The following is a 25,872-nucleotide window of genomic DNA, read 5'->3' as shown; positions in this document are numbered from 1 at the left end:
CGATTTTCGTTCGAGTCAGCGACGATGCCGCCCGGGCGGGCGACGGCCTGGGCGAAGCCGAGGGAGGCATCCGCCAGATGGCGGAGCTCGGCGGGCACCTCCCGGTTCGTCGCGAGCATCGACTGCGCCCAGAGGCGTCCTGCCCGGTAGGAGGAGCGCACGAGCGGACCGGAGAGCACCCCGAGGAATCCGATGGCCTCCGCTTCGGCATTCAGTTCGACGAACTCCTCCGGCCTCACCCACCGGGCGACGGGGAGGTGCCGGGCGCTCGGCCGCAGGTACTGGGTGATGGTGATGATGTCGGTTCCGGCATCGTGAAGGTCCTGAAGCGCCTGGCTGACCTCTGCGCGCTCCTCGCCCATGCCGAGGATCAGGTTCGACTTGGTGATGAGGCCGGCGTCGCGGCCCTGGGTGATCACGTCGAGGGACCGGTCGTAACGGAAGGCCGGGCGGATGCGCTTGAAGATGCGCGGGACCGTCTCGACGTTGTGCGCGAAGACCTCCGGCTTCGCGGAGAACACCTCGCCCAGCAGGTCGGGATTGCCCGAGAAGTCGGGGACGAGGATCTCCACGCCCGTACCGGGGCTCTGCGCGTGGATCTGCCGGATCGTCTCGGCGTACAGCCAGGCACCCTCGTCGGGAAGGTCGTCACGGGCGACGCCCGTCACCGTGGCGTACCGAAGGTTCATCGCGACGACGGATTCCGCGACCCGTCTCGGTTCGTCGGTGTCGTATTCCGCAGGCTTGCCCGTGTCGATCTGGCAGAAGTCGCAGCGCCGGGTGCACTGCGAGCCACCGATGAGGAAGGTCGCCTCGCGGTCCTCCCAGCATTCGAAGATGTTCGGGCACCCGGCTTCCTGGCAAACGGTGTGCAGGTTCTCGCCCTTGACGAGGTCCTGGAGCTTCCGGTATTCCGGTCCCATCTTGGCGACCGTCTTGATCCAGGCCGGTTTGCGTTCGATGGGCGATTCCATGTTGCGGATCTCGAGCCGCAGCATCTTGCGGCCTTCTGGCACGGCGCTCACGCGGCGGCCACCAGTTCAGCGGCGAAACGGGCCCGGATCGGTTCCACCAGCTGCTCCGGTGTCACCTCCCGGCCGAGGAAGCGGGAGATCGTGGTGACGCCGGCGTCGCGGATGCCACAGGCGATGATGTGGTCGTAGGGTTCGAGGGAGTTGTTGCAATTGAGCGCGAAGCCGTGCATGGTCACACCTTCGGCGACTCGGATTCCGATGGCGGCGATCTTGTCTTCGAAGCCGGGCCGGCCGACCCAGACCCCTGACCGTCCGGTGACGCGGCAAGCGTCGACTCCGAACCCGGCGAGGACATCGATGAGGATGCCCTCGAGGCGTCGGACGTACCCGACGACGTCGATGGGTTCGGCGAGGCGAAGGATGGGGTAGCCGACGAGCTGGCCGGGACCGTGCCAGGTGATCTTGCCGCCCCTGTCGGTGTCGATGACGGGAGTTCCGTCCGTCGGCCGCTCGTCGGCGGCCGTGCGTCTGCCCGCGGTGTACACGGCGGGGTGTTCGAGGAAGATGACGGTGTCCGGGCGTTCCCCGGAAACAACGGCACGATGGACGGTGCGCTGGAGCTCAAGGCCCACGAGATACGGCACGGAGTTGGCGCTTAGCCCCGCGACGAGAAAGTCGAGCATTGGGCCAGTCTAGGTCAGCCTGTCCTCACCAGCTACCGGATCGGGCGGAGTGTGCACAGCCTGCCCTGAGTCGGCCTGCTCCCGACTCCCGCGGGCGAAGATTGCCGCGTGACGAGACGCGCGGGGGGTCGGAGGGGCAGGAGGCGTGCTGCGGAGTCCCCTGCCGTGGTGGGGGCTTCCGATGCGCAGCCAGCGGATGCCCTCGGAAACGTCGCCGGATACCGGGTGCTGAGGCGCATCGGTTCTGGTGACCGGTCCGACGTCTACCTCGGCGCCTCGGCAGGGGGCGGGATCGACAGACCGAGGGAGGTCGTCGTTCTCAAGGTGTTCCGAGATGTGCACGCGGTGGGCGCAGGCACCGGCGGCGGAGGTGGTGACGGTGGTAGAGGCACCGGCGTCGCGGCGATCGACAGGGAGGTGCGCGCCCTCGAGAGCATCCCGGACGGCGGGGTGGGCCGGTTGCTGGACGTTGCGACGTTGCCGGACGGCCGGGTCTGCCTCGTCCTGGCCGAGGACCGCGGCGGGGCCCTCGGGTCGCTGCTGGCCGGCGAGCGATTGCTGGACCCGGGGGAGGCGGTCACGATCCTGGCGCCGGTGCTCGCGGCCGTGGCGCGGCTCTACGACGGGGGCTGGCTGCATCCGGGGATCGGCCCGGGTCTGATCCGGTTCGACGGTGCGGGCCGACCGGTCGTCGGGGGGCTGGGCGGCTTGAGGGACCTGCCGCCGCCGGGACAGGACCGCGACGAACTGCAGGGCGAGGCCCGGTGCGCCTGCGGTGATCTTGTGCACGCCGTTCTCGATCGGGTCGCCGAGTGCGGGCAGCCGCCGGCCGACGCCCTGTTCGCAGCCTGGCGGTCTGGCACGTACCGGGAGGCGCTTGCCGGACTCGAGCGGGCGCTGTTCGAATGGTCTCCCGCAGCACCGGTCCGGTTCCCCGGGCACGACGTCGCCCCGGGGCACGGGACGTCGACGGACATCCGGAGGCTTTCCCTGGGCCAGGGTCCGCTGACGCGCCTCGAGGCCGCGCTGGACGCGCGCGCCTGGCCGCTTCTGCGGGCCTGGACGGTTCAGGTCGCCGGGACCATCGGAGGACGGCAGACGGGAATCCGGCGCGTTGTGCCTGCGCCGCGGGCTCACCGCGGCCGGGCGGCGCACTCCTTCGGACCTGGGCCGAGACCGGGTTCTGAGCGAAACCCCCGACCATCGACGCGCCGGGGCACGTGGACGGCCGCGGACGACCCGGCCCGTTGGCGGCGCCGAGGCCTGATCCTGGCCGGAGCGTCTGTCGTCGTCATCCTCCTCGTCGGTGCCTGGACCGTGCTCGCCCCACCGCCAGTCAGCTCGGGTGCGGACCCGTCGTCCGTCGGAGCTGTTCCTCCCCGGCCTGCACTCGGGAGCGGGGGAGGGTCCGCCGCGGGTCCGACCGCAGCCGACCAGATCGTCCTGCGGGGCGAGGACCCCGCTGCTGCCACCGTGGTACTGCTCCGCATGCGGGCCCTGTGCCTCGTCGCGGCGGATCGGGAGTGCCTTGCGGAAGTCTCCCAACCGGACTCTCCGGCACTGGCAGGGACCAGCGCCCTGATCGGGCACGCGCCGGACGGTGCGACGGGCAGCGCGACGGGATATCCGCACGACAACAGCGCCCCGACCGTTGACGGTTCTGTACCGACGGTCGTCGACCGGATCGGCAATCTCGCGCTGGTGGCCCTGTCCGTCGGCGGAGCGGCACCCGGAAACGACAAACCGGCCTCCGTCCTTGTGGTCAAGGGCGAGGCCGGTTGGCGATTACGCGAGTTCTTCGGTGCCGGCTAGCAGAACGTGCCGGCTGGCTGACTCAGATGCCGAGGTTGGCTTCGAAATCGCCCGCCTCGAGACGCTGCTTCATCGTGACGAGGAAGCGTGAGGCATCCGCGCCATCGATGATGCGGTGGTCGTAGGACAACGCCAAGTAGACCGAGGAGCGGATCGCGATGGCGTCGAGGCCACCGCTCGTCACGACGAGCGGCTTCTTGTAGACGACGCCCGTTCCGAGGATCGCGCTCTGCGGCAGGAACACGACGGGGGTGTCGAACAGTGCCCCGCGCGAACCGGTGTTGGTCAGCGTGAAGGTGCCACCGGACAGCTCGTCGGGCTTGAGCTTGTTGTCCCTCGTGCGCTGGGCGAGGTCGGCGATCTGGGCCGCGAATCCGGCGAGGTCGAGTTCGCCGGCGTTGCGCACGACCGGGGTCAGCAGACCGCGCTCGGTGTCGACCGCGATGCTGATGTTCTCCTGTGCCGGGTAAACGATCGTGTCGCCGTCGATCGTGGCGTTGATGATCGGGTTCGCCTGGAGTGCTTCTGCGGCGGCGAGGGCGAAGAACGGCAGGAAGGAGAGCTTGTTGCCGGTCTTCTCAAAGAAGGACGCCTTGACCTTGTCGCGGAAGATCGCGACGCGCGTGACGTCGACCTCGACAACGGTCGTCAGCTGGGCCGACGACTGCATCGAGATGACGGCGCGCTCGGCGACGACCTTGCGGAGCCGGGACATCGGCTTGGAGGTTCCGCGCAGCGGCGAGACCTCGAATCCCGGGGCGGATGCCTCGGCGCCGGCGGCCGGGATGGCTGCCGTGATGTCCTGCTTACGGATACGTCCGCCGACACCGGTTCCGGTGACGCTGGACAGGTCGACGCCGGCCTCGTTCGCAAGCTTGCGGACGATCGGGGTCACGTAGCCGGAGGTGCCCGCGTGGGAGCCACGGGAGACGGCGGGCTCTGCCACGACGGGTGCCGGTGCTGCGACCGCTGCCGGAGCCGCAACGGGAACCGGCGCAAAGACCGGTGCCGGAGCTGCGACGGGAACCGGGGCGTAGACCGGCTGGGCGACGGGCGGTGCGACGGGTGCCGCGACCGGCGCGGGTGCGTACACCGGGGCTGCGGCCGGTGCGGGTGCTGCCGGTGCTGCCGGTGCGGGGTCGGCCGGTACGGCCGGGGCCTCGACGACGGGAGCCGCGACAGGGGCGGGAGCCGCGGCGGCCGAACCGTCACCGATCAGGACCAGGGCGGTACCCACCTCGACGGTTTCGTCCTCCTGAACAAGGATCGCTTCGATGATGCCGGCAACGGGGGACGGGATCTCCGTGTCCACCTTGTCGGTCGATACTTCCAACAGGGGCTCGTCGACCTCGACGCGGTCGCCCACGTTCTTCAGCCAGCGGGTAACCGTACCCTCTGTGACACTCTCACCGAGTGCCGGAAGGCTAACGGATTCGCTCATGCGTTTGTCTCCTTCAAAACCATTATGTGATCTGTACTTAGCTTATAGACGGTCGGTAGCCGGGAAACGGCTACATCGCGTGGAGGGGCTTCCCGGCCAGGGCCAGGAATGCCTCGCCGAGCGCTTCGTTCTGGGTCGGGTGCGCGTGCAGGAACGGGGCGATGTCCTCCGGGTACGCCTCCCAGTTCACGACGAGCTGGCCTTCGCCGATGAGCTCGCCGACGCGCGCGCCGATCATGTGGATGCCGACGATCGGGCCGTCGTTGACCCGGACGACCTTGATCGAACCGCTCGTGCCGAGGATCGAGCTCTTGCCGTTGCCGCCGAGGTTGTACTCGTAGGACGAGACCTGGTCGGCGCCGAACTTCGCGGAGGCCTTCGCCTCGGAGTAGCCGACGGACGCGATCTCGGGGTCGCAGTACGTGACCTTCGGGATGTTCAGGTCTTCGACGATGATCGGGTTCAGGCCGGCGATCTCCTCTGCGACGAAGATGCCCTGCTGGAAGCCGCGGTGCGCGAGCTGGAGGCCGGGAACGATGTCGCCGACGGCGTAGACGCCCGGGATGTTCGTGGCAAGGCGCTCGTCGGTGAGGACGAAACCGCGATCCATCGCCACGCCGACCTCGTCGAAGCCGAGACCGGCTGTGACGGGGCCGCGTCCGACCGCGACGAGCAGGATCTCGGCCTCGACGGTCGAGCCGTTCTCGAGGGTGATGACGACGCCGTTCTCGTGCTGGGTCACGCTCTGGAAACGGACCCCGAGTGAGTACTCGATCCCGCGCTTGCGGAAGGCGCGCTCGAGCTGCTTGGAGACCGATTCCTCTTCGTTCGGGACGAGGTGCGGCAGCGCCTCGATGATGGTCACGTCTGCACCGAAGGACTTCCAGACGCTCGCGAATTCGACTCCGATGACGCCGCCACCGAGGACGGCGACCTTGTTCGGGACGAAGTTCAGCTCGAGGGCCTGCTCACTCGTGATGACGCGGCCGCCGATCTCGAGGCCGGGGAGGGACCGCGAGTATGAGCCCGTTGCGAGGACGACGTTCTTGCCGACGATGCGGTCGTCGCCGACCTGGACGGTGTTCGGCGCCACGAGGCGGCCTTCGCCCTGGATGACGGTGATGCCGCGTGCCTTGATCAGGCTCTGGAGGCCTTTGTACTTGGACGCGACGATTCCCTCCCGGAAGGCCGTGACGGACGCCATGTCGATGCCCTCGAACTGGGTCTTCACGCCGTACTTGGCGGCCTCCCTGCTCACGTCGGCGACCTCGGCCGAGTGCAGAAGGGCCTTCGTCGGGATGCACCCGACGTGAAGGCAGGTGCCGCCGAGTTTTCCCTTCTCGATCAGGCCGACGGTCAGGCCGAGCTGGACGGCGCGCAACGCTGCTGCATAGCCACCGCTTCCTCCACCGAGAACGACAAGGTCAAAATTCTGTTCCGACACTCAGGGACTCCCTTTATTCACATACGGGCGCTGGACACAAGCGCGTATTCACAAGCGGAAATGCACAAAAAGTCTGCGGGACGGGAAGTGAATTCGCCTCAAGCCGGGCGCGTTCTTCCCCGTGCCCCCTCGACTGTACTACGGGCGCGAAAAGTCCTCGGCCAGACGCAGCAAAGCGCGTACCGAAATGCCGGTGGGACCCGCGTTGGTGAAGCCCCAGCCGCCTCCGGTGTTGTGCGCAGGGCCGGCGATGTCGAGGTGCGCCCACGGAATGGTCACAGCGTCGTCCCCGGTCCCGCGGGTCCCGATGAACTCGCGCAGGAAGACGGCGGCGAGGAGCATTCCGCCGGCACTCGTACCCATCTTCGCGTTGGCGATGTCGGCGACGTCGGAGTTCAGCGTGGCGCGGAGCTCGTCGGGGAGCGGCATGGCCCAGAGCTGTTCGCCGACACCGGTACCGGCGGCCAGCACGCGGGCGACGAGCGCGTCCTCGCCCATGACACCGTAGTAGCGGTTTCCGAGGGCGACGACGGCCGCTCCCGTGAGGGTGGCGACATCGATGATCGCGTCGGGTTCTTCCTCACCCGCAGCGACAAGCCCGTCGGCGAGGACGAGACGACCCTCGGCATCCGTGTTGAGCACCTCGACCGTGCGACCGCCGCGGATGCGAAGAACGTCGTTCGGGCGGATCGCATTGCCGGACGGCATGTTCTCCGCGATGCAGAGCCACGCCGTGATGCGCACGTCGAGCGACAGGCGGGCCGCGGCGAGCACGACGGCGAGCACCGTCGCGGCGCCGGTCATGTCGTATTTCATGCCGACCATGGAGCCGGCCGGCTTGAGGGAGAGTCCGCCGGTGTCGAATGTGATGCCCTTGCCGACAAGTGCGATGTGACGGCTGGCGGTTTCGGGGGCGTAGCTGACCTTGACCAGGCGCGGCGGCCGGCTGGAACCCTGGCCGACGCCGGCGATGCCGCCGAAACCGTCGGCGGCGAGTTCCGCCTCGTCCCAGACCCTGACCGTGACGGGCAGGTCGGCGGCAGCCGCCACCGCGCGGTCGGCGAGAGCCTCGGGGTAGAGATCGGACGCCGGCATGTTCACGAGGTCCTTGACGAGGGCGACGGCCTCTGACACGACGAGGGCGTGGGCGACGGCGTCCGTTCCCTCCAGCACGCTGTGCACGGTGACGCGGTCGGCGGGAAGCCGGGTGCCCGCGAGGGACGCCTGGCGGTACTCCGTGTACGAATAGGCTCCGAGCGCGGCGCCCTCGACGACGGCGGCGAGTTCGGCGGTGCTCGCGAGCGGGAACGCGAAGGCGACACTCTCGACGCCGGTCAGCTGGCGCACGGCGGAACCGGCGGCCGCGCGCAGGGCGTCGACACCGGCGTCCTTGCCGAGTCCGACGATCGCGATCGTGCGCGCGCCGCCGACGGATGCCGGAACGCGGACCACCTGGTCCCGTGCGCCCGTGACGCCGAGGTCGGCGAGGACGGTGGACAGGGCCGTGAACGCCGGGTCGGCGAAGAGCACCGCGGAGTCTGCGGACTGGAGCGCGCCCACGATGAGGACGTCGGCGGTCGATTCGATGGCGGGTTGTGCGGACACGGAGAGAACGGGAGCGGTCATCCTTCGATGGTACTGGCCGCCCCTGTGCAGCCCGTTCGGCCGGTGATGCCTGCGCGGCCTGTTCGCTTACGGCACTATGCGGGGACCCGCGGATTCCCACCCGGCCGCGAAGACGCAGCCTAGTGTTATTGGTATGCGCGATCCTGGTGACATCTACGAGCTGACGGCTGAAGCGGCATCCGTGCCCGAGGGCCTGAACCTCGTCGCGGGCCTGACCGGGTTTGCAGACGCCGGGGGAGCGGTGGCGCAATCCACCGAATACCTGCTCGGAAACCTCACCCACACGCTGATCGCGTCCTTCGACGCGGATGTCCTCCTCGACTACCGGGCCAGGCGGCCGATCATCTACTTCGATCGCGACCACCTCACCGGCTACCAGCCGCCGGTGCTGCGGCTCTACCTCGCGCACGACGAGATCGGCCAGCCGTTCCTACTGCTGTCCGGTTTCGAACCGGACTTCCGCTGGGAGCAGTTCACCGCCGCCGTTGTCGAGATCGGCAAGCGTTTCCGCGTCGCAGCGACGACATGGGTGCACGCGATCCCGATGCCCGTTCCGCATACCCGCCCGATCGGCGTCACCGTGAGCGGAACCCGCTCAGACCTGATCGAAGGCATGTCCGTCTGGCGTCCCCACACCCAGGTGCCGTCCAATGTCCTGCACCTCGTGGAGTTGCGCCTGCATGAGAGCGGCGCCGCGGTCGTCGGGTTCGTGCTGCTCGTCCCGCACTACCTCGCGGACACCGAATTCCCGGCTGCAGCGCTGTCTGCCCTCGAGAGCACGAGCGCGGCAACCGGCCTGATCTTCCCGACGGACCAGCTCCGCGAGCAGAATCGCGACTTCATCAATCGGATCGACGAACAGGTGAGGGAGAACCCGGAGCTCGCGAAGCTCGTTGGCACCCTCGAGGAACGCTACGACACCTACATGGAGGGCAGCAGCGTGCGGTCGCCCCTGACCGATGAAGACGGTGAACTTCCCAGCGCCGACGAGATCGCAGCAGAACTCGAGAACTTCCTCGCGACCCGTCGCAGCCGCGACGACGGCACGGGCGCCTGACCGCCCGTTCACGACAGCCCGGCCGTGGCGTCGACGGGCCCCTGAGCCGGGGAACGGCCCGAACCGGATAGATTGGGAGCAATGAACTCCCGTCGCTCCTGGCTTATCTTCTCTATCGGGTCGTTCGCGTACCTTTCGGCTGTCCTGCAGCGCACGTCGCTCGGCGTCGCCGGTGTCGCGGCGTCTGAGCGCTTCGGCGGCACCGCCGCGCTGCTCTCCAGCCTCGCCGTCGTGCAGCTCGTGGTCTACGCCGCGGCGCAGGTCCCTGTCGGGGTGCTCATCGACCGGTTCGGACCCCGGATCCTCGTGATCGTCGGGACAACGCTGATGATCGGCGGACAGGTCACCCTCGCGTTTTCCACCGACATCGCCGCCGCCGTCGCCGGTCGGATGCTCGTCGGTGCGGGAGACGCCGCCATCTTCATCTCCATGATCCGCCTGATCGGATCCTGGTTCGACGGCCCGCTCGTACCCCAGCTGTCGCAGTGGCTCGGCAACATCGGCCAGCTCGGCCAGGTCCTCTCCGCCGTTCCGCTCGCCTGGGTGCTGCACACCTTCGGCTGGACGCCCGCGTTCCTGTCCGCGGCATCCGTCGCCGTCGTCGCGCTCGTCGTCGTGATCGTCGTGATCGAGGACCGGCCGGTGGGATCGACGGACGAGGCTCGGCCGACGAGCCTGCGGGAGGCGCTCGTGCTGCTCAGGAAGAGCTTCCGCAGGCCGGGAACGCAGCTCGGATTCTGGTCGCACTACGTGACGCAGTCGCCCGGAACCGTTTTCAGCATGCTCTGGGGTTTCCCCTTCATGGTGTACGGGCTCGGCTACGACCCCGCCCTTGCCGCCTCGATGCTCATGGTGCTCGTCGCGGCCGGCATGGTGTTCGGCCCCATCCTGGGTATCCTCACCGCACGCTACCCCCAGCGCCGCAGTAACATCGTGCTCGCCGTGGTCATCCTGATGGCGGCGGCCTGGACCGTCGTCCTCGCCTGGCCGGGAACGCCGCCGTTCTGGCTCATCGTCGTACTCCTCGTCACCCTCGGAATCGGCGGGCCGGGGTCCCTGATCGGGTTCGACTTCGCTCGCAGCTTCAATCCGAAACGCAGCCACGGCTCGGCCAACGGCGTCGTGAACGTCGGCGGCTTCACCGCGAGTTTCGTGATGGTGTACCTGATCGGGGTCCTGCTCGACCTGCAGAATGGCTGGCGAGTCGCCGGGGGAGCGCCGAGCAACCTGTACTCCCTGGAATCGTTCCGGGTCGCATTCCTCGTGCAGTTCCTGGTCGTCGGGATCGGCGTCGTGTTCCTGCTCCGCGCCCGACGCCGCACCCGGTTCGTGTTGTCCCGCGACGAGGGCGTCGAGGTGGCGCCCCTCTGGATCGCCGTCGCGCGGGCCTGGCGGCGTCCGCGTTCGCGCTGAGCGTGTTCGATGGGCCGTCAACTGGCTCGTTATATACACAAAGCATGCAATAATTGTCAATAGGGCCCGTTCTGGTCCTGGGTGCACCGTTACCAGTTGATTGTGCGCGGCCCGGGACTTGACATGGGTCCTAGTACTGCCCAAAATCCATATCTGTCCGGCTTGGCGGTGAACCGTTTCCCCCGGTTCACGGCACCTGCGGGCAGCGCCGCCGGTGCACACCCGACGGCATGAGAGGTGTTCGAATGGCAACCCGCACAAAGACCGAGCCAACCGAAGAGACCACCGTTGCCCAGACGGATGCCGCGACGAAGGCCCCAGCCAAGGCCCCGGCCCGCAAGGCAGCGGCGAAGGCCCCCGCCATCAAGCGCGCCCCCACCAAGGCCGCCGTCGCGAAGGCAGCCGCAGCGGCAGCTGCCTCCGATGCCGCAGCCGTCGCTGCCGCCGGTTCAGGCAACGACGACGATGACGACGATGATGACGAGCACCGCACGCCGCGCAAGCGGGCCGGCGCGAAGTCCAAGGCCGGCGCGGACGACCACGACGACCTGAACGGTCACGATGAGGTCGAAGACGACCACAACGACGACGACCACGGCAAGAAGACGCCGACGGAGCCCCTCCCGAGCGGCGCGCTCGTCCTGTCCCTCGTCGACGATGAGGACGAGGTCCCCGTCTACTCGAGCGCCATCACCGGCGCAACAGCAGACCCCGTCAAGGACTACCTGAAGCAGATCGGCAAGGTCGCCCTGTTGAACGCGGCCGAAGAAGTCGAGCTCGCCATGCGCATCGAGGCCGGCCTTTTCGCAGAGGACAAAATGTCTCAGATGACCGACGCGGAGAGGAAGGGCGCGCTCGGGCGCGAACTCCTCTGGGTCGCCAAGGACGGCGCGCGCGCCAAGAGTCATCTCCTGGGCGCGAACCTGCGCCTCGTCGTCTCGCTCGCCAAGCGCTACACGGGCCGTGGAATGCAGTTCCTCGACCTGATCCAGGAAGGCAACCTCGGACTGATCCGCGCAGTCGAGAAGTTCGACTACACCAAGGGCTTCAAGTTCTCCACATATGCCACGTGGTGGATCCGCCAGGCGATCACACGCGCCATGGCCGACCAGGCCCGTACCATCCGCATTCCCGTGCACATGGTCGAGGTCATCAACAAGCTCGCCCGCGTGCAGCGCCAGATGCTCCAGGACCTCGGTCGCGAACCCACGCCGGAAGAACTGAGCCGCGAACTCGACATGACCCCGGAAAAGGTCGTCGAGGTGCAGAAGTACGGCCGCGAACCGATCTCCCTGCACACCCCGCTCGGCGAAGACGGCGACAGCGAATTCGGTGACCTCATCGAGGATACCGAGGCCGTCGTCCCCGCGGACGCCGTCGGATTCACCATGCTGCAGAAGCAGCTCGAGAGCCTGCTCGACTCGCTCTCCGAGCGCGAAGCCGGCGTGATCCGGATGCGCTTCGGCCTCGGCGACGGCATGCCCAAGACGCTCGACCAGATCGGTGACACCTTCGGAGTCACCCGCGAGCGCATCCGCCAGATCGAATCCAAGACGATGGCCAAGCTGCGTCACCCGTCGCGGTCGCAGTCACTACGCGACTACCTCGAATAGAATCCCGTGCGCTATGCACCGGCAATTTTGGTCGGCCGAACTGTGCGGGTCCTCGCGCGCTGGCGAAAGCCGGGCGGGGGCTCCGCGGTTCCCGGCCTCGTCGTCAACAAGATCGCTCCGGGGTTCCTCTCGAGCGTTCTGAACGGCTTTCCGGACGGTCTCGTGATCGTGTCCGGCTCGAGCGGCAAGTCCACGACCACCAAGATGCTCGTCGCGGCCCTCCGCGCGCACGGCGTCACGGTGTTCACGAACCAGTCGACCGCGAACATCACCCAGGGACTCACTTCCGCCCTGCTCGAGGAGGTCAGCCTCACCGGTCGGATCCACGGTGACATGGCCGTGCTCGAAATGGATGAGGGGCACGGCGCCCTCATCTCGGCGACGCTCAACCCCCGGGTCGTCGCACTGACGAACGTCATGGTCGACCAGATCGACCGTTTCCACGACTCCGACATGGTCGTGGCCATGCTGACTAGGATCGCGAACCGTGCAAGCGGGACCGTCGTCATCAACGCCGACGACGCGTCCCTCCTCGGCCTCGTCGACCACCTCGACGGCCCAGCGGCCGTGGCCCGCTACGGTGTGACCGCGGAGATCCTCGCGGAGAACCCGCGCGGTCTGGGCTACAGCGTGACCGCGTCCGAGCGGATGCCGACGGCCGACGGCATCCTGCTCACCCGCGTCTCCGGGCGCTCGGCTTCGGTTCTGCTCGACGGTCGGTCCTTCGACCTCGACCTGCCCGCGCGCGGCGTGCACTACGCCGTGGACGCAGTCACGGCGATCGCGGCCGCCCAGGCCGCCCTCGGGGACCGCTTCGACGCGGCAACGGCCTGCGCCGCCGTGTCCGCGATCCCGCCCGTCTTCGGCAGGGGCGAGATCGTCACCGTCCGCGGCCGCCGCGTCGAGTTCGTGCTCGTCCAGAACCCGGCGAGCTTCCAGCTCAACGTCGACAGCCTCGAACCCGGCCTCGACCAGGTCCTGGTCGCCATCGGGTCCGACGTCCGCGATCCGTCATACTTCTGGCCGGTAGACACCTCCGGCCTCGGCCGGGTGCTGATCGCATCGGGCTCGAAGGCCCACGACATCGCGCTGCAACTCGCATACGACGGAGTGATCGTCGACCGGATCGAGCCAGACCTCGGCCGTGCACTCGACGACTTCCTGGCGCTGCCGGATCCGGAGCACGGCATCAAGACCATCATCTTCTCGGCGGATTCGATGCGGCGCACCCGCGCACACCTCGGCCTCGCCTCGAACCGGGAGGGTTGAGCCATGCGCGCACTCACGATCCTGTCCGTGCTTCCCGAACTCCTCGACACCAACGGGGACGCCGCGAACGCACGCGTGCTCGCACAGCGCGCCCGCTGGGCCGGCTTCGAGGCGACCATCGTGCCGGTCAGGTCGCTCGAGGAACTCCCGAGCAAGGTCGACGCGATCGTGATCGGTTCCGGAAACGACTCCGACCTCCTGGCGACGCGTGATCTCCTCGCGCCCCTGGTCAATGCGCTGCGCGCGTGGACAACGGCGGGCGTTCCCGTGCTCGCGGTCGGAACCGGCTGGGAACTCCTGAGCTGGGGCGTCGAACTCGCAGACGGCAGCGTCGTCGAAGGTCTCGGCCTCGTCGCGGGGCGTGCGGTCCCGCTCGCGGAGCGTGCGACGGACGACCTTGTCGTCGAATCAGCGTTCGGCCGGCTCGTGGGCTTCGAGAACCACGCCCGCAGCTACGTCGGAGCGGAGGCATCCGTTCTCGGCCGGGTGCTCAGCGGTGTGGGCAACGGGGCGAAGACGGAGGGCCTCCGAATGGGGAGTTTCCTCGGCACGCACCTGCACGGTCCGGTCCTCGCCCGCAATCCGGGTCTGGCGGACCATATTCTCTCCGCAGCCGTCACGCGGGCAGGCGGCGTCTACGTGCGTTCGGAGCGCGCCGCTGCCGTCGATTCGATCGCGGAGGCCGCGACGGCCGTCGCGGCCTCCGCCCTCAGCCTCGACACGGACTCCTAGAGGGAAAGCAGACAAGAAAACGGCGCCGCCGCGACCTCAGTCGCGTCGACGCCGTTTCCGGTCGTGCTGCCTGTCGCGTTACGAACGCTGGTCTTCGAGGAGCCTGCTGGACTCGTCGTGCCAGCTGTCCGCGATGGCGGAGAGTTTTTCCTGGTGCTTGCGACCGTGGTGGGCGCAGAACATCAGTTCGCTGTTGTTGACGCTGACGCGAATGTACGCCTGCGCGCCACACGCGTCACACCTGTCGGCGGCCGTGAGCTGGTGCGTGGCGCTCTGGTTGTCGATGGCACCATGTGCTGCGATCTGGGACATTTTTTCCTCCTCCAGACTGATACCAAGCGATACCAATTGAACTTGGTCCTATACAAACACGGCCGAGCCTCGATAAGGAGTCGATTCGGTTACATTTCGCTTACCGCGTAGCGGATTGCTCACTGCAGTGAGGAGGTAAGTCGTGCCAGGATGCCATTGATCTTCTGGGTGACCCGCCGGCGAGCCAGTCGGCCAGTTCGCGCCTGACGCTGTTGGCCCGGTAGCCGTCTTCGACGCGGCGCATCCCGGTTGTGAAGTCCCGTCCGTGAACGAGCACCGAAATCTCCCTGTTGAGACTGAATGAGCGGATGTCCCTTTTGCTCGATCCGATCACGGCGATGTCATCATCGATCGTGAAGTGCTTGGTATACAGCACCGTCGGGGCACGGTACAGGTAGATGGAGACGCCTGCGCGCAGCAGTGCCTCGTAATATGACCGCTGGGCGTTGTAGACGAGGGCCTGGTCTCCGACAGCGGAGACGAACAGCTCGACGTCGAGTCCGACGATGTCGAGGCTGACGAGCCCGCAATGGTGGGAGGAAGGCTGTAGCTCGACGTATCGGTAGCAAGCGAGCAGGACCCCTTCTACGACCACCTGGCCGACCGTCGCAGCGTCGAGGGGGAAGGTATCGCCGATCGCGAGTGCGATCCGGGGATAGCGCTGGGCCGCTCGCGCGAAGGTTGCCGCGACGTCGCGCAGGAGATCGGAATCCCGGGCATCCGCGGGTCCGGCACCGACGACGTTGAAGATGAAGATGAAGATCGGACCGGTCGGTTGGGGGAGAAGCAGGCTCTGCCCGATGCTGCCGGTGAGGCCGGCAGAGATCAGGGTGGCCCCCAGGACGGTGAACGGCGCGCTGGGCGTGGCCAGGACCACGCCCCAGGAGTTCAGGCCGCTGAACACCCGCAGCGAGGAACGCGCCGAACCAGCCGATCACGACGGCGGGCTGGGGATACACGACCGTCAACCGGAAACTCAGCAGCAGGTTCACTGCCGCGAGCACCACGATCGGGGCGAAGGAATACCGCCAGCCGATCGTGGACGCGAAGGTCCCCGCGATGAGGACCGCGAGCACCCATGAACGCCGCCATCACGAACGTGCCCGCGGTGATCGCCGTCCCCACACTCGTCGCCGGAGTGTGCAGATCCGTCGTGATGCCTCTCTCGCCGCGCCCATGCTGGTCCTCGCGCTCGCGGTCGTCGAAGCGGCCTGGACGCCGACGACCATCGGAGTGTCTGTCACAGAGAGGACGATCGAGGACCTCGTCGTCGGCCTGTTCCTGCAGGGCGAGGGTGATGCCATGGACAGCGCGGAACTCCGGGCCGGCCTGCGCATGCGCGCCGTCGCCCACATCGCGGCGAGGCACCGGAACCGAGATCTCAGCCCTGCTGTCGTTGCCGCCCAGCTGGGGGCCTCCCTGCGGCATCTGCAGCGCGCGTTCGAGGACGGGGGCAGCACCGTTGCCTCGGAGATCAGCCGGTGTCGTGCGGAGTCGGCCGCCCGGCTGCTGCTCGCACCGCGCACGGCGGGGCTGACGATCGCTGACATCGCGACGCGTTCCGGTCACACGTCCGCTTTCGAGGTCCGCGCCGGGTTCCGCGTACGGTAGGGCGTCCTGCCGTCCCAGTACCGCATCGGCGGCACCGCCCTGCCTGGGACACGAGCATCCGGACGTGCGTAATCCCCGGTCCCCGGCCAGTATTCTTGGGACGGTGAGTTCTTCTGACTATTCCGCCCGCCACCTCTCGGTCCTCGAAGGCCTCGAGGCCGTGCGCAAGCGCCCCGGCATGTACATCGGCTCGACGGACTCCCGGGGGTTGATGCACTGCCTCTGGGAGATCATCGACAACTCCGTCGACGAGGCGCTCGGCGGATTCGGTGCCGGAATCGACATCGTGCTGCACCCGGACGCAAGCGTCGAGGTCAGCGACACCGCCCGCGGTATCCCCGTTGACATCGAACCGAAGACCGGACTGACCGGCGTCGAGGTCGTCTTCACCAAATTGCACGCCGGCGGTAAATTCGGCGGCGGTTCGTATGCGGCTTCGGGTGGACTGCACGGAGTGGGCGCATCCGTCGTCAACGCCCTCTCGGAGCGCCTCGACGTCGAGGTCGACAGGGACGGCAAGACCTGGGCGATGTCCTTCCACCGCGGTGAACCCGGACTGTTCGCGGACACCGGGGAGAAGAGTCCGGACGCCCCCTTCACCCCCTTCGAGCATCAGAGCGAACTCCGTGTGGTCGGCAAGGTCCGTCGCGGCGTCACGGGAACCCGTATCCGCTATTGGGCGGACCGGCAGATCTTCACCAAGGGCGCGACGTTCCAGACCGAGGAACTGCTCGAGCGGGCCAGACAGACGGCGTTCCTCGTTCCCGGGCTCGCCCTGTCGATCGACGACCGTCGTGGCGATGAGCCCGTTGTCGAGGTATTCCGGTTCGAGGGTGGCATCTCCGAGTTCGTCGAGCACCTCTCGACGGATGCCGCCATCACGGACACCTGGCGCCTCACCGGCCACGGCACGTTCACCGAGACCGTTCCGGTGCTGATGCCGACGGGTGCCATGGTTCCGACCGAGCTCGTCAGGGACTGCGCCGTCGATATCGCGCTGCGCTGGGGGACCGGCTACGACACGATCGTCCGCAGTTTCGTGAACATCATAGCGACGCCCAAGGGCGGCACCCACCAGGCCGGATTCGACGCCGGGCTGATCAAGTTCCTGAGGGCACAGGTCGAGCTCAACGCGCGCAGGCTCAAGATGGGTTCTGACAAGCTCGAGAAGGACGACGTGATGGCGGGGCTCACCGCCGTGCTCACCGTGCGCCTGCCCGAGCCGCAGTTCGAAGGACAGACCAAGGAGGTCCTCGGGACGCCCGCCGTGCGCGCGATCGTCGCGAACGTCGTCGCCCAGGCGATGAATGAACGCTTCGTGTCCACCCGGCGCGACGACAAGACGCAGGCGGCCGTGCTGCTCGACAAGATCGTCGCCGAGATGAAGTCGCGCATTTCCGCTCGCGCCCACAAGGAGACGCAGCGGCGCAAGAACGCCCTCGAAAGCTCCTCCCTGCCCGCGAAGCTCGTCGACTGCCGCAGCAACGACGTGCTCAACAGCGAACTGTTCATCGTCGAGGGCGACTCGGCGCTCGGCACCGCCAAGCTCGCGCGCGACAGCGAGCACCAAGCCCTGCTGCCCATCCGCGGCAAGATCCTGAACGTGCAGAAGGCATCCGTCGCCGACATGCTCTCCAACCTCGAGTGCGCCTCAATCATCCAGGTCATAGGCGCAGGCTCCGGCCGCAGCTTCGACCTCTCGGCGGCGCGCTACGGCAAGGTCATCATCATGAGCGATGCGGATGTCGACGGGGCGCACATCCGCACGCTGCTGCTGACCCTGTTCTTCCGGTACATGCGCCCGATGATCACCGAGGGGCGGGTGTTCGCCGCGGTGCCGCCCCTGCACAGAGTGGTCGTGATGAACCCGGGCTCGAAGCCCAATGAGACCATCTACACCTACTCGGAGCCCGAGCTGCACAGCGTGCTTGCGGCCCTGAAGAAGAGCGGCAAGCGGTACCAGGATCCGATCCAGCGGTACAAGGGGCTCGGCGAGATGGACGCGGACCAGCTGGCGACGACGACGATGGAGCGATCGCACCGGATGCTCCGCCGTGTGCGGGTCGCCGATGCCGAGCAGGCCGGCAAGGTCTTCGAACTCCTGATGGGCAACGACGTCGCCCCGCGCAAGGAGTTCATCATCGAAAGCTCGGACAAGCTCAGCAGGGACCGCATCGACGTGTAATGCCTGTTCAGGGTGATATGGTCGCCGCACACTGCCGGCACTGGCGCCGGCACAAGGCGGAGGGCATTCCAGATGAGCACCCAGGCGGACCAGGCAGGATTCCAGCAGGCACGATTCACGGGCCGGACCGTCATCGTGACCGGGGCGGGCAGCGGCATCGGGAGGGCGACGGCGCTCCGGCTCCTCAGTGAGGGCGCCCGCGTCATCGCCGCCGATATCTCAGCGGAGCGTCTCTCGGCGCTGGAGCAAAGCAGCGGCAGCGGGGAGCTCGTCGGCGTGGCCGGCGACGTGAGCCTGCAAGCGGATGTCGACGCGCTCGTCCTGGCCGCGGGACCCACGGTCGACGGGCTGGTCAACAACGCCGGGATCATGGACTCGTTCCTCCCGACTGCGGAGATCACCGACGAGGTCTGGGAGCGGGTCTTCCGGGTGAACGTGACTTCGCAGATGCGGCTGATGCGTGCCGTGCTTCCCGGCATGGTCTCGGCCGGTTTCGGGCGGATCGTGAACATCGCAAGCGAGGCAGGCATCCGCGCGGGGGCATCGGGCACGACGTACAGCGCATCCAAGCACGCCGTGATCGGACTGACCAAGAGCACGGCGTTGTTCTACGGCCCGAAGGGGGTGCGCTGCAATGCGGTGGCGCCCGGCGCGGTGAAGACGAACATCGAGGCTCCGTTTCTGTCCGCATGGGCCGCCGAGCGTCTCGGACCGATCATGCAGACGACCATTCCGGCCCCTGCGGAGCCGGAAGAGCTGGCCGCGTCCATTTGCTGGTTGCTGAGCGAGGACTCGCCCAACGTCAACGGCGCCGTCCTGATGTCCGACGGCGGCTGGTCGACGGTCTAGCGAACGCCGGTCTGCGGGGATCAGGCGGGCGGGGCGAACGCGGAACTGGGCAGGTCGCGCTCCCCGGCGGCGATGGCGGCGACGATCCGCGCGGCGACGGCCTCCGGCTGCAGACCGGCCGGGAAGTTCGGCGCGACGCCTGAGATCGGGCGGTCGGCGAGGCCGGTTTCGGTGTGCCCGGGGCGGGCGTCGATCATGCGGATGCCGCTACGGCGAAGCTCCCGCCCCGCGGCCTGTCCGAATGCTGCGAGGGCGGCCTTGGACGCTGAGTACGCCGCGAGGCCCGCGGTCGGGCTCTCGCTCACGACGCCGCTGAGGGTCACGAAGAAGGGTTCCCTGCCGGCGGCGGCGGATGCCGTGAGGCTGTCCGCTGCGGCGCGGAGCAGGCGGATGGGCGCGAGTGCGTTCACGGCGAAGAGTTCTTCCATGGCCGCGTCGCCGAGCTCACGTGCCGGCCCGAAGGCCACGACACCGGCCGCGTTGACGACCCCGTCGAGTCCTCCGGTGGCCTGGACAGCACGGGCGACCAGGGCGTCGACGGCCGAAGCATCGGTGAGGTCACCCGTGACGAGGGTGCCGGGGATCCCGAGGGCTTCGAGCCTGGCCGTGTCACGTCCGGCGAGGACAAGGGTCGCTCCGGCGGCCGAGAGCTGCCGGGCGATTTCACGGCCAAGGCCGCCGGTCGCGCCGACGACGAGGACAACCGAGCCGGGAAGTGTAGTCATTCGGCCACTGTAGCCGTCTGACCTGTCCGTGTGAGCTGGCCGGCCAGCTCAGACGGATAGCTCAGGTCGGCCGGGTCAGGCGATCCGGGCGCCGATCGCGCCGACCAGCGCTTCGAGCATCGTTCCAGAGGCATCCCGCCTGGCCCCGGTTTCCGGAAGCGTGCGCGGGACTCCGTCTGGACCGACCGCGCGGGCGGGCATCGGACCGACCCAGGCGACAGCGATGGCGTCTTCCCCCTTGAGGAAGCGGTGGGCGCGGACTCCGGACGTCGCCCGGCCCTTCGCGGGGAATTCGGTGAACTCCGAGACCTTGGCAGTGCCGGGGTCCGTTCCTGCGAGGGTGTGGCTTGACGCTGCGACGGTGGCGACGACGGCCGTCTCCGCATCGTCGGCCGCGAGGCTCGTGAAGAACACGGCCCTGGCATCCGCTGTGAGTTTGATCCCGGCCATGCCTCCGGCAAGGCGGCCCTGGGGCCGCACTGACGCCGCCGGGAATCTCAGGAGCTGGGCGTCGGACGTGACGAAGACGAGTTCTTCGTCCTCCGTGCCCTGCACGGCCCCGATGACGGCGTCCTTCGGCTTGAGCTGGATGATCTCGAAGTCAGGCCGGTTCGCCCAGTCGCCCGCGACGACGCGCTTGACGGTGCCGAAGGTCGTTCCGAGCGCGATGGAGTGGTCGGACTCGAGGGACACAAGTGCGAGCACGGTCTCGGACCTGTCGGTCAGGCCCAGGTAGTCGGCCACGCGCACGCCGGCGCCGAGCTGGATGGATGTGGGCGGCATCACGGGCAGGTCGACCGGGGTGAAACGGATCAGCCTGCCGCGGCTCGTGACGGCGCCGACCTCTGCACGGCTCGTCGTGTCCAGGGCGGAGAGCACGGCGTCGTGTTTACTGCGGCGCTGGGTGGGCACTGTCCTGGTCCGGGGCGCGGATGCCGCATCGCCGGTCTCCGTCACGGCGTCGTCAGCCGGGAGGGGATCGGGATCGAAGGGGTTGTCACCGGCGGGCTCGATGGCGGCGAGGTCGACCCTGGCGATGCGACCGGTTGCACTCAGGTAGACCCTGGTCGGCGTGTCGGTGAGTTCGAGCACTGGGGCGTTGCGTTTGGCGACTGCGCCGGCGATGCTCGGCTTGGCCTCGGTGAGGAGGGTGCGGCGCGGGGTGCCGAACTTCTCTGCCACGGCGGCGAGCTCGTCGGAGACGAGCGTGCGGATGGCCTGCTTGCTCCCGAGCAATTCTTCGAGGAGGGCGATCTCGGCGAGGAGCTGGTCGCGTTCGGCCTCGAGTTCGATCTGGGAGAAGCGGGTGAGGCGGCGCAGACGGAGTTCGAGGATGTACTCGGCCTGGATCTGGCTCAGCTCGAAGACGTCGATCAGGCGGGTGCGGGCCTGCTCGGTGTCGTCGCTCGTGCGGATCACCTGGATCACCTCGTCGATGTCGACGATGGCGATGAGGAGGCCCTCGACGAGGTGCAGGCGTTCCTTGCGCCTGGCCAGGCGGTAGGCGCTGCGTCGGGTGACGACCTCGATCCGGTGGCCGACGTAGACGGACAGGAGCTCGCGCAGGCCGAGGGTCTGCGGTCCGCCGTCCACGAGTGCGACCGCGTTGATGTTGAAGGAATCCTCGAGGGGTGTGTAGCGGTAGAGCTGTTCGAGAACGGCCAGGGGACTGAAGCCGGTCTTGATGCCGATCACGAGCCGTAAGCCGTGGGTGCGATCGGTGAGGTCTGTGACGTCGGAGATGCCGCTGAGCTTCTTGGAGGTGACGCCGTCCTTGATCTTCTCGATGACCCGCTCCGGGCCGACGAGATAGGGGAGCTCCGTCACGATGAGGCCCGATTTCCGAGCCGTGATGGCCTCGACGGAGACCTTGGCGCGGGTCTTGAAACTGCCGCGGCCCGTGAGGTAGGCATCCTTGATCCCGGAGAGGCCGACGATCGTCCCCCCTGTCGGCAGGTCGGGACCCGGCACGTATTCCATCAGCTCGTCGAGCGTGGCGTCGGGGTGGGCGAGCAGGTGCCGCGCCGCGCCGACGACCTCGATGAGGTTGTGCGGCGCCATGTTCGTCGCCATGCCGACGGCGATGCCGGCGGCCCCGTTGACGAGCAGGTTCGGGTACGCGGCGGGGAGCACATCCGGCTGGGTCAGCTGGTTGTCGTAGTTCGGGACGAAGTCAACGACGTCCTCGTCGAGGTTTTCGGTCATCGCGAGGGCGGGGGCTGCGAGGCGCGCCTCGGTGTACCGCGGCGCGGCGGGGCCGTCGTCGAGGGACCCGAAGTTGCCGTGGCCATCGATGAGGGGAACGCGGAGGGTGAAGGCCTGGGCCATCCGCACGAGCGCGTCGTAGATCGCGGTGTCACCATGCGGGTGCAGCTTCCCCATCACCTCGCCGACGACGCGGGCCGACTTCACGTGGCCGCGGTCCGGCCTGAGGCCCATCTCGGCCATCTGGTACAGGATTCGGCGCTGCACGGGCTTGAGGCCGTCCCTTGCGTCGGGGAGGGCGCGGGAATAGATCACCGAGTACGCGTATTCCAGGAACGATCCCTGCATCTCCGTCGAGACATCGACGTCCTCGATGCGTTCGGTGAAGGGTGCGGGCGGGGTAGCGGGTGTGCGACTCATTCGTGAATTCTGCTTGGGGTGCTCCGGCGGCAGGACCAGGGGCACGATCGAGTGGGCGCGCAGGCTGCGCGCCAGTGCAGGGCCGTGTCCGTGACAGACTTGACCCAATGCCCCCCATGCTACCGGCCCGCCAATTCAGTGCGCTGCGCCTTGCCGACGTCCTGTCAAGTTGCCACGCTGCGGTCCTCGGCCGGGAGAATGCGCTCGGCCTCACCGCTGTCGACAAGGCCGTCATCGTGCTCGTCGACGGCCTCGGCGTCAGCTCGCTGCGGGCACGGGCAGGCCACGCCCGGTACCTCATGTCGAAACTGACCAGGGCCGGGGTCGTCGATACGGTCTTTCCCGCCACGACCGCCGCCGCGATCACGAGCCTGACCACCGGGGTCGAACCCGGTCGGCACGGGCTCGTCGGCTACCGGGCCCTCGACGCCGCCAACGACAGGGTCGTCAACCAGCTGAGCGGCTGGGACGAACGGATGCCGCCGGAAACGTGGCAAAGGACCCGTACCGTCTTCGAGCGCGCCGCCGATGACGGTGTGCCGAGTTTCACCATCGGCCCGAAGCGCTACGCCCACTCCGGATTCACCCTCGCGTCCCTCCGTGGTGCGCACTACGTGCCGGCTGAGAGTATCTCCGATCGGTTCGCGGCGGCCCGTGCCCTGCTTGACACCGAGCCGCGCGCCCTCGTCTACCTGTATGTGCCCGAACTTGACGTCGCCGCACACGCGCACGGCTGGGAGTCCGCGAAATGGCTCGCGGCCCTTGAGACCCTCGACTCCGCCGCCTGGCGCTTCGCTGCCGGTATGCACCGGGACGAGGGGCTCATCGTCACCGCAGACCACGGCGTCCTCGACGTCCCCGCCACGAAACACGTGCTCTTCGACAGTGTTCCCGAACTCGTCGCGCCGGTGCGGCACATCGGGGGAGACCCGCGCTGCCTCTACCTGTACCTCGACGAGTCCTGCGGCGACGCCGGAGCGTCCAGATCAGAGGCGGCGACCACGCTGGCCGAGACCTGGCGCGAGGTCGAGGGCGACCGGGCGTGGATCTTCACGCGTGCGGAGGCCGTCACGGCCGGACTCTTCGGCAGGGTCGATGACGAGGTGCTGTCCAGGATCGGCGACGTGATCGTCGCCGCACGCAAGGCCGTCGCATATTACGACTCCCGCGAGCCGAACCAGTCTGCCCGGTCGATGATCGGCCAGCACGGGTCGCTCACGGACGAGGAACTGCGCGTCCCCGTGATCCGCGACGGTGCCTTCGGCGCGTAGGCGCGGCATCCGCCGGGGGAACAGCTCAGGCCCGCCCCCGAGGGGAACGGGCCTGAGGGAGAGCCGATGGATGCTCAGGAGGGGTACTGGCCGCGCTTGACCTGGGGCTTCGGAAGCCGCATTGCGCGCAGCTGGAGCGCGCGCATGGCGGCATACCAGCGCACGCGCTCCGCCTTGGCGTCGCCGAACTTCGCCTTAACCTTCCGGGTGAGGGTGAAGCCGAGCACCGTGCAGTCCACGACGGCGATCAGGAAGAAGGCCCAGAGTGCGAGGATCCCGTAGGTCTGCACGTTGCGGTCGGGGAAGAACGTGAGGAGGATGACGAGGAACATCACCGGGATCATGAACTCGCCGATGTTCACCCGGGCGTCCACGTAATCGCGCACGAAGCGCTTCTGCGGACCGCGTTCGCGGACGGGGAGGAACTTGTCCTCACCAGCGGCCATGCCGATCCTGGCCCGGTCGCGGGTCTCCGCGGACTTGGCACGAGCCTGGCGTGCGGCGAGCTTGCGGTCGTCGGGCACGAGGGGGCGCCGGTTGGCGGCCTCCTGTTCCTTACGACTCGGCGTCGGCTGGCCCTTCCCGTCCGGGTGGCCGGCGGGGTGGGCGGCCGCGAGGCGCGCCCTCGTCTCATCGATCGATTCGATCGGCGGTTGTGCGTCTGGGTTCACTGGCTTGGCCACATCAGTTCCTTGCAATTAGTTGGCTTAAGATTACCTGATGACCGTCACCCCAGATACTGCACCCGAAGCCGCACTCGCGGACGCGCCTGTGCGCGCCGCGGTCGAGGCCGCCCTCCCCGCCACGATTGCCGACCTGTGCGCCCTCGTGCGCATCCCGTCCGTGTCCTGGGACGCGTTCGATCCGGCCAGGGTGGCGGAAAGCGCGGAGGCCGTCGCTGCCCTGGTGCGGGGGCTCAACGTCTTCGACGAAGTTGTCGTGACCCGGTCGGGAATTCCCGGCACCGCGGAACCGGGCCAGCCTGCTGTGCTCGCCTACCGGCCGGCCCGCAACGGTCGACCCACCGTCCTGCTCTATGCCCACCACGACGTGCAGCCCCCCGGCCACGACATCGACTGGGAATCCACGCCGTTCGAGCCGACCGTTCGCGGGGATCGGCTCTATGGACGAGGGGCAGCGGACGACAAGGCAGGGGTGATGGCGCACGTAGCGTCGATCCGGGCACTCGCCGAGACGGCCGGTCCAGACTTCGAGCTCGGCATCGCGGTGTTCATCGAGGGTGAGGAGGAGTTCGGCAGTCGCTCGTTCGCAGCATTCCTCGAGGACAACCGGGAGTCGCTCCGCGCCGACGTCATCGTCGTCGCCGACTCCAACAATTGGGACGTGGACACCCCCGCCCTCACGGTCGCCCTGCGGGGCAACGTCACCTTCCGCCTGACCGTGCGCACCCTCGACCACGCCTCCCACTCCGGCATGTACGGGGGAGCGGTGCCGGACGCCATGATGGCGACCGTGCGCCTCCTCGCGAGCCTCTATGCGGAAGACGGCTCCGTGGCCGTCGAGGGACTCACGAGCCGGGACGTCCCTGCACCCGAATACACCGAGGAACAACTGCGCCTGGAAACCGGCCTCCTCGATGCTGCGACGCCCATCGGCCACGGCCCGCTGCTCAGCAGGCTCTGGTCCCAGCCCGCCATCACGATCACGGGCATCGATGCCCCGAGCGTCGCCAACGCCTCGAACACGCTGTCCCCGGTCGTGAGCGTGCGACTCAGCACCCGGATCGCACCAGGACAGCCCGCTGCTGAGGCCTACCACGCCCTCGAGGCGCACCTGCGCGCCCACGTTCCGTATGGGGCGAGAATCACCATCGACGACGTCGACACCGGCGAGGCATTCCTCGTCGACGACAGCGGCTGGGCTGTGCCGCTCGCAATCGGTGCACTGACGGATGCCTGGGGCAAGCCCCCGGTCAGCGTCGGCATCGGCGGCTCCATTCCGTTCATCTCGGACCTCGTGCGGGTGTTCCCGGAGGCCCAGATCCTCGTCACGGGTGTCGAAGACCCCGATTCCCGGGCGCACAGCCCCAACGAGTCCCTCCACCTGGGCGTGTTCAAACGGGCAGTACTCGCCGAGGCGTTCCTGCTCGACCGGCTCAACCGCCGCACCGGGACTCCGGAGGCCCTCACCCGATGAACCCATCCGCCTCCGTCAGAGACGAGAGACCGGCAGCCGGGAATTTCTGCGGCGGACTCACCGTTGCTGCAGG

At 68.1% G+C, this 25,872-nt stretch carries 20 protein-coding genes and 1 pseudogene; 11 read left to right on the top strand and 10 right to left on the bottom strand.

Features of this window, described 5'->3' with window-relative positions:
• Positions 1-41: 41 nt before the first annotated feature.
• Positions 42-1,025 (bottom strand): annotated as a pseudogene (gene lipA, locus RCH22_RS06895) (lipoyl synthase); the annotation flags it as partial.
• Positions 1,022-1,657 (bottom strand): lipoyl(octanoyl) transferase LipB, encoded by a 636-nt coding sequence (gene lipB, locus RCH22_RS06890; protein WP_327013320.1) that lies wholly within the window; start codon positions 1,655-1,657, stop codon positions 1,022-1,024. The gene lipB and the pseudogene lipA, both read right to left, overlap by 4 nt.
• Positions 1,658-1,825: 168 nt before the next feature.
• Between lipB and RCH22_RS06885 the strand changes: the two genes are divergently transcribed.
• Entirely contained in the window at positions 1,826-3,469 is a 1,644-nt protein-coding gene (locus RCH22_RS06885; RefSeq protein WP_327013319.1) for a hypothetical protein, read from the top strand.
• 22 nt (positions 3,470-3,491) lie between these two features.
• Here the strand turns inward: RCH22_RS06885 and RCH22_RS06880 are convergent, their stop codons facing one another.
• The 3 genes from RCH22_RS06880 to RCH22_RS06870 all read right to left on the bottom strand — a co-directional run bounded on the left by RCH22_RS06880 (position 3,492) and on the right by RCH22_RS06870 (position 7,980).
• Positions 3,492-4,910, bottom strand: coding sequence for a 2-oxo acid dehydrogenase subunit E2 (locus RCH22_RS06880; RefSeq protein WP_327013318.1), 1,419 nt, complete (start codon positions 4,908-4,910; stop codon positions 3,492-3,494).
• Positions 4,911-4,980: 70 nt separating this feature from the next.
• Positions 4,981-6,354, bottom strand: coding sequence for a dihydrolipoyl dehydrogenase (lpdA, locus tag RCH22_RS06875; protein ID WP_327013317.1), 1,374 nt, complete (start codon positions 6,352-6,354; stop codon positions 4,981-4,983).
• A gap of 138 nt (positions 6,355-6,492) precedes the next feature.
• Positions 6,493-7,980, bottom strand: coding sequence for a leucyl aminopeptidase (locus RCH22_RS06870; RefSeq protein ID WP_327013316.1), 1,488 nt, complete (start codon positions 7,978-7,980; stop codon positions 6,493-6,495).
• Positions 7,981-8,113: 133 nt separating this feature from the next.
• Here RCH22_RS06870 and RCH22_RS06865 point away from each other — a divergent pair, with 133 nt between their 5' ends.
• From RCH22_RS06865 to RCH22_RS06845, 5 genes are all read left to right on the top strand, one after another.
• Positions 8,114-9,037 carry a PAC2 family protein gene (locus RCH22_RS06865; protein ID WP_327013315.1) on the top strand — a complete coding sequence of 308 codons (924 nt, stop codon included), beginning with the start codon at positions 8,114-8,116 and terminating at the stop codon, positions 9,035-9,037.
• Between the two features lie 81 nt (positions 9,038-9,118).
• Complete coding sequence (locus tag RCH22_RS06860) at positions 9,119-10,450, top strand: MFS transporter (protein ID WP_327013314.1); 1,332 nt, start codon at positions 9,119-9,121, stop codon at positions 10,448-10,450.
• A 245-nt stretch (positions 10,451-10,695) separates the two neighbouring features.
• Positions 10,696-12,063 (top strand): RNA polymerase sigma factor, encoded by a 1,368-nt coding sequence (locus tag RCH22_RS06855; protein ID WP_327013313.1) that lies wholly within the window; start codon positions 10,696-10,698, stop codon positions 12,061-12,063.
• 6 nt (positions 12,064-12,069) lie between these two features.
• A complete protein-coding gene (locus RCH22_RS06850) occupies positions 12,070-13,332 on the top strand; it encodes a MurT ligase domain-containing protein (RefSeq protein ID WP_327013312.1) in 1,263 nt (420 codons plus the stop codon).
• 3 nt (positions 13,333-13,335) lie between these two features.
• The gene (locus RCH22_RS06845; RefSeq protein ID WP_327013311.1) at positions 13,336-14,064 is read left to right on the top strand and encodes a cobyric acid synthase; all 729 of its coding nucleotides are present in this window, start codon (positions 13,336-13,338) and stop codon (positions 14,062-14,064) included.
• A 78-nt stretch (positions 14,065-14,142) separates the two neighbouring features.
• Here the strand turns inward: RCH22_RS06845 and RCH22_RS06840 are convergent, their stop codons facing one another.
• Entirely contained in the window at positions 14,143-14,376 is a 234-nt protein-coding gene (locus RCH22_RS06840) for a hypothetical protein (protein WP_134531803.1), read from the bottom strand.
• Between the two features lie 100 nt (positions 14,377-14,476).
• The gene (locus RCH22_RS06835; protein ID WP_327013310.1) at positions 14,477-15,253 is read right to left on the bottom strand and encodes a phospholipase D-like domain-containing protein; all 777 of its coding nucleotides are present in this window, start codon (positions 15,251-15,253) and stop codon (positions 14,477-14,479) included.
• A 263-nt stretch (positions 15,254-15,516) separates the two neighbouring features.
• Between RCH22_RS06835 and RCH22_RS06830 the strand changes: the two genes are divergently transcribed.
• The 3 genes from RCH22_RS06830 to RCH22_RS06820 all read left to right on the top strand — a co-directional run bounded on the left by RCH22_RS06830 (position 15,517) and on the right by RCH22_RS06820 (position 19,021).
• A complete protein-coding gene (locus RCH22_RS06830) occupies positions 15,517-15,987 on the top strand; it encodes a helix-turn-helix domain-containing protein (RefSeq protein WP_327013309.1) in 471 nt (156 codons plus the stop codon).
• Positions 15,988-16,090: 103 nt separating this feature from the next.
• Positions 16,091-18,172: a type IIA DNA topoisomerase subunit B gene (locus tag RCH22_RS06825; protein WP_134446524.1), complete on the top strand. Its 2,082-nt coding sequence runs from the start codon at positions 16,091-16,093 to the stop codon at positions 18,170-18,172.
• 72 nt (positions 18,173-18,244) lie between these two features.
• Positions 18,245-19,021, top strand: a complete 777-nt coding sequence (locus RCH22_RS06820) for an SDR family oxidoreductase (protein WP_327013308.1) — start codon at positions 18,245-18,247, stop codon at positions 19,019-19,021.
• A 20-nt stretch (positions 19,022-19,041) separates the two neighbouring features.
• On the opposite strand, the gene RCH22_RS06815 is transcribed toward RCH22_RS06820, so the two are convergent.
• Both RCH22_RS06815 and RCH22_RS06810 read right to left on the bottom strand, forming a co-directional pair.
• On the bottom strand, positions 19,042-19,746 hold the full coding sequence (locus RCH22_RS06815; RefSeq protein WP_327013307.1) for an SDR family NAD(P)-dependent oxidoreductase: 705 nt from the start codon (positions 19,744-19,746) through the stop codon (positions 19,042-19,044).
• A 75-nt stretch (positions 19,747-19,821) separates the two neighbouring features.
• The gene (locus RCH22_RS06810) at positions 19,822-22,371 is read right to left on the bottom strand and encodes a DNA topoisomerase IV subunit A (RefSeq protein WP_327013306.1); all 2,550 of its coding nucleotides are present in this window, start codon (positions 22,369-22,371) and stop codon (positions 19,822-19,824) included.
• A gap of 107 nt (positions 22,372-22,478) precedes the next feature.
• On the opposite strand from RCH22_RS06810, the gene RCH22_RS06805 reads away from it, so the two are divergent.
• A complete protein-coding gene (locus RCH22_RS06805) occupies positions 22,479-23,642 on the top strand; it encodes an alkaline phosphatase family protein (protein ID WP_327013305.1) in 1,164 nt (387 codons plus the stop codon).
• Positions 23,643-23,716: 74 nt separating this feature from the next.
• On the opposite strand, the gene RCH22_RS06800 is transcribed toward RCH22_RS06805, so the two are convergent.
• A complete protein-coding gene (locus RCH22_RS06800) occupies positions 23,717-24,325 on the bottom strand; it encodes a DUF3043 domain-containing protein (RefSeq protein ID WP_327013304.1) in 609 nt (202 codons plus the stop codon).
• Between the two features lie 37 nt (positions 24,326-24,362).
• Between RCH22_RS06800 and RCH22_RS06795 the strand changes: the two genes are divergently transcribed.
• The gene (locus RCH22_RS06795; protein ID WP_327013303.1) at positions 24,363-25,799 is read left to right on the top strand and encodes a dipeptidase; all 1,437 of its coding nucleotides are present in this window, start codon (positions 24,363-24,365) and stop codon (positions 25,797-25,799) included.
• Positions 25,800-25,872 lie beyond the last annotated feature (73 nt).

The organism is Cryobacterium sp. GrIS_2_6 (genome assembly GCF_035984545.1).
Classification (GTDB): Bacteria; Actinomycetota; Actinomycetes; order Actinomycetales; family Microbacteriaceae; genus Cryobacterium.
Note: the sequence above shows the minus strand (reverse complement) of the source record. Positions and strands in the feature narration are given on the sequence as shown.

Bases quoted from the DNA above. Each gene is read 5' to 3' on its own strand.
- lipB (WP_327013320.1), bottom strand. From the start codon at position 1,657: ATGCTCGACTTTCTCGTCGCGGGGCTAAGCGCCAACTCCGTGCCGTAT.
- RCH22_RS06880 (WP_327013318.1), bottom strand. From the start codon at position 4,910: ATGAGCGAATCCGTTAGCCTTCCGGCACTCGGTGAGAGTGTCACAGAG.
- RCH22_RS06870 (WP_327013316.1), bottom strand. From the start codon at position 7,980: ATGACCGCTCCCGTTCTCTCCGTGTCCGCACAACCCGCCATCGAATCG.
- RCH22_RS06865 (WP_327013315.1), top strand. From the start codon at position 8,114: ATGCGCGATCCTGGTGACATCTACGAGCTGACGGCTGAAGCGGCATCC.
- RCH22_RS06860 (WP_327013314.1), top strand. From the start codon at position 9,119: ATGAACTCCCGTCGCTCCTGGCTTATCTTCTCTATCGGGTCGTTCGCG.
- RCH22_RS06855 (WP_327013313.1), top strand. From the start codon at position 10,696: ATGGCAACCCGCACAAAGACCGAGCCAACCGAAGAGACCACCGTTGCC.
- RCH22_RS06845 (WP_327013311.1), top strand. From the start codon at position 13,336: ATGCGCGCACTCACGATCCTGTCCGTGCTTCCCGAACTCCTCGACACC.
- RCH22_RS06840 (WP_134531803.1), bottom strand. From the start codon at position 14,376: ATGTCCCAGATCGCAGCACATGGTGCCATCGACAACCAGAGCGCCACG.
- RCH22_RS06820 (WP_327013308.1), top strand. From the start codon at position 18,245: ATGAGCACCCAGGCGGACCAGGCAGGATTCCAGCAGGCACGATTCACG.
- RCH22_RS06815 (WP_327013307.1), bottom strand. From the start codon at position 19,746: ATGACTACACTTCCCGGCTCGGTTGTCCTCGTCGTCGGCGCGACCGGC.
- RCH22_RS06810 (WP_327013306.1), bottom strand. From the start codon at position 22,371: ATGAGTCGCACACCCGCTACCCCGCCCGCACCCTTCACCGAACGCATC.
- RCH22_RS06805 (WP_327013305.1), top strand. From the start codon at position 22,479: ATGCCCCCCATGCTACCGGCCCGCCAATTCAGTGCGCTGCGCCTTGCC.
- RCH22_RS06795 (WP_327013303.1), top strand. From the start codon at position 24,363: ATGACCGTCACCCCAGATACTGCACCCGAAGCCGCACTCGCGGACGCG.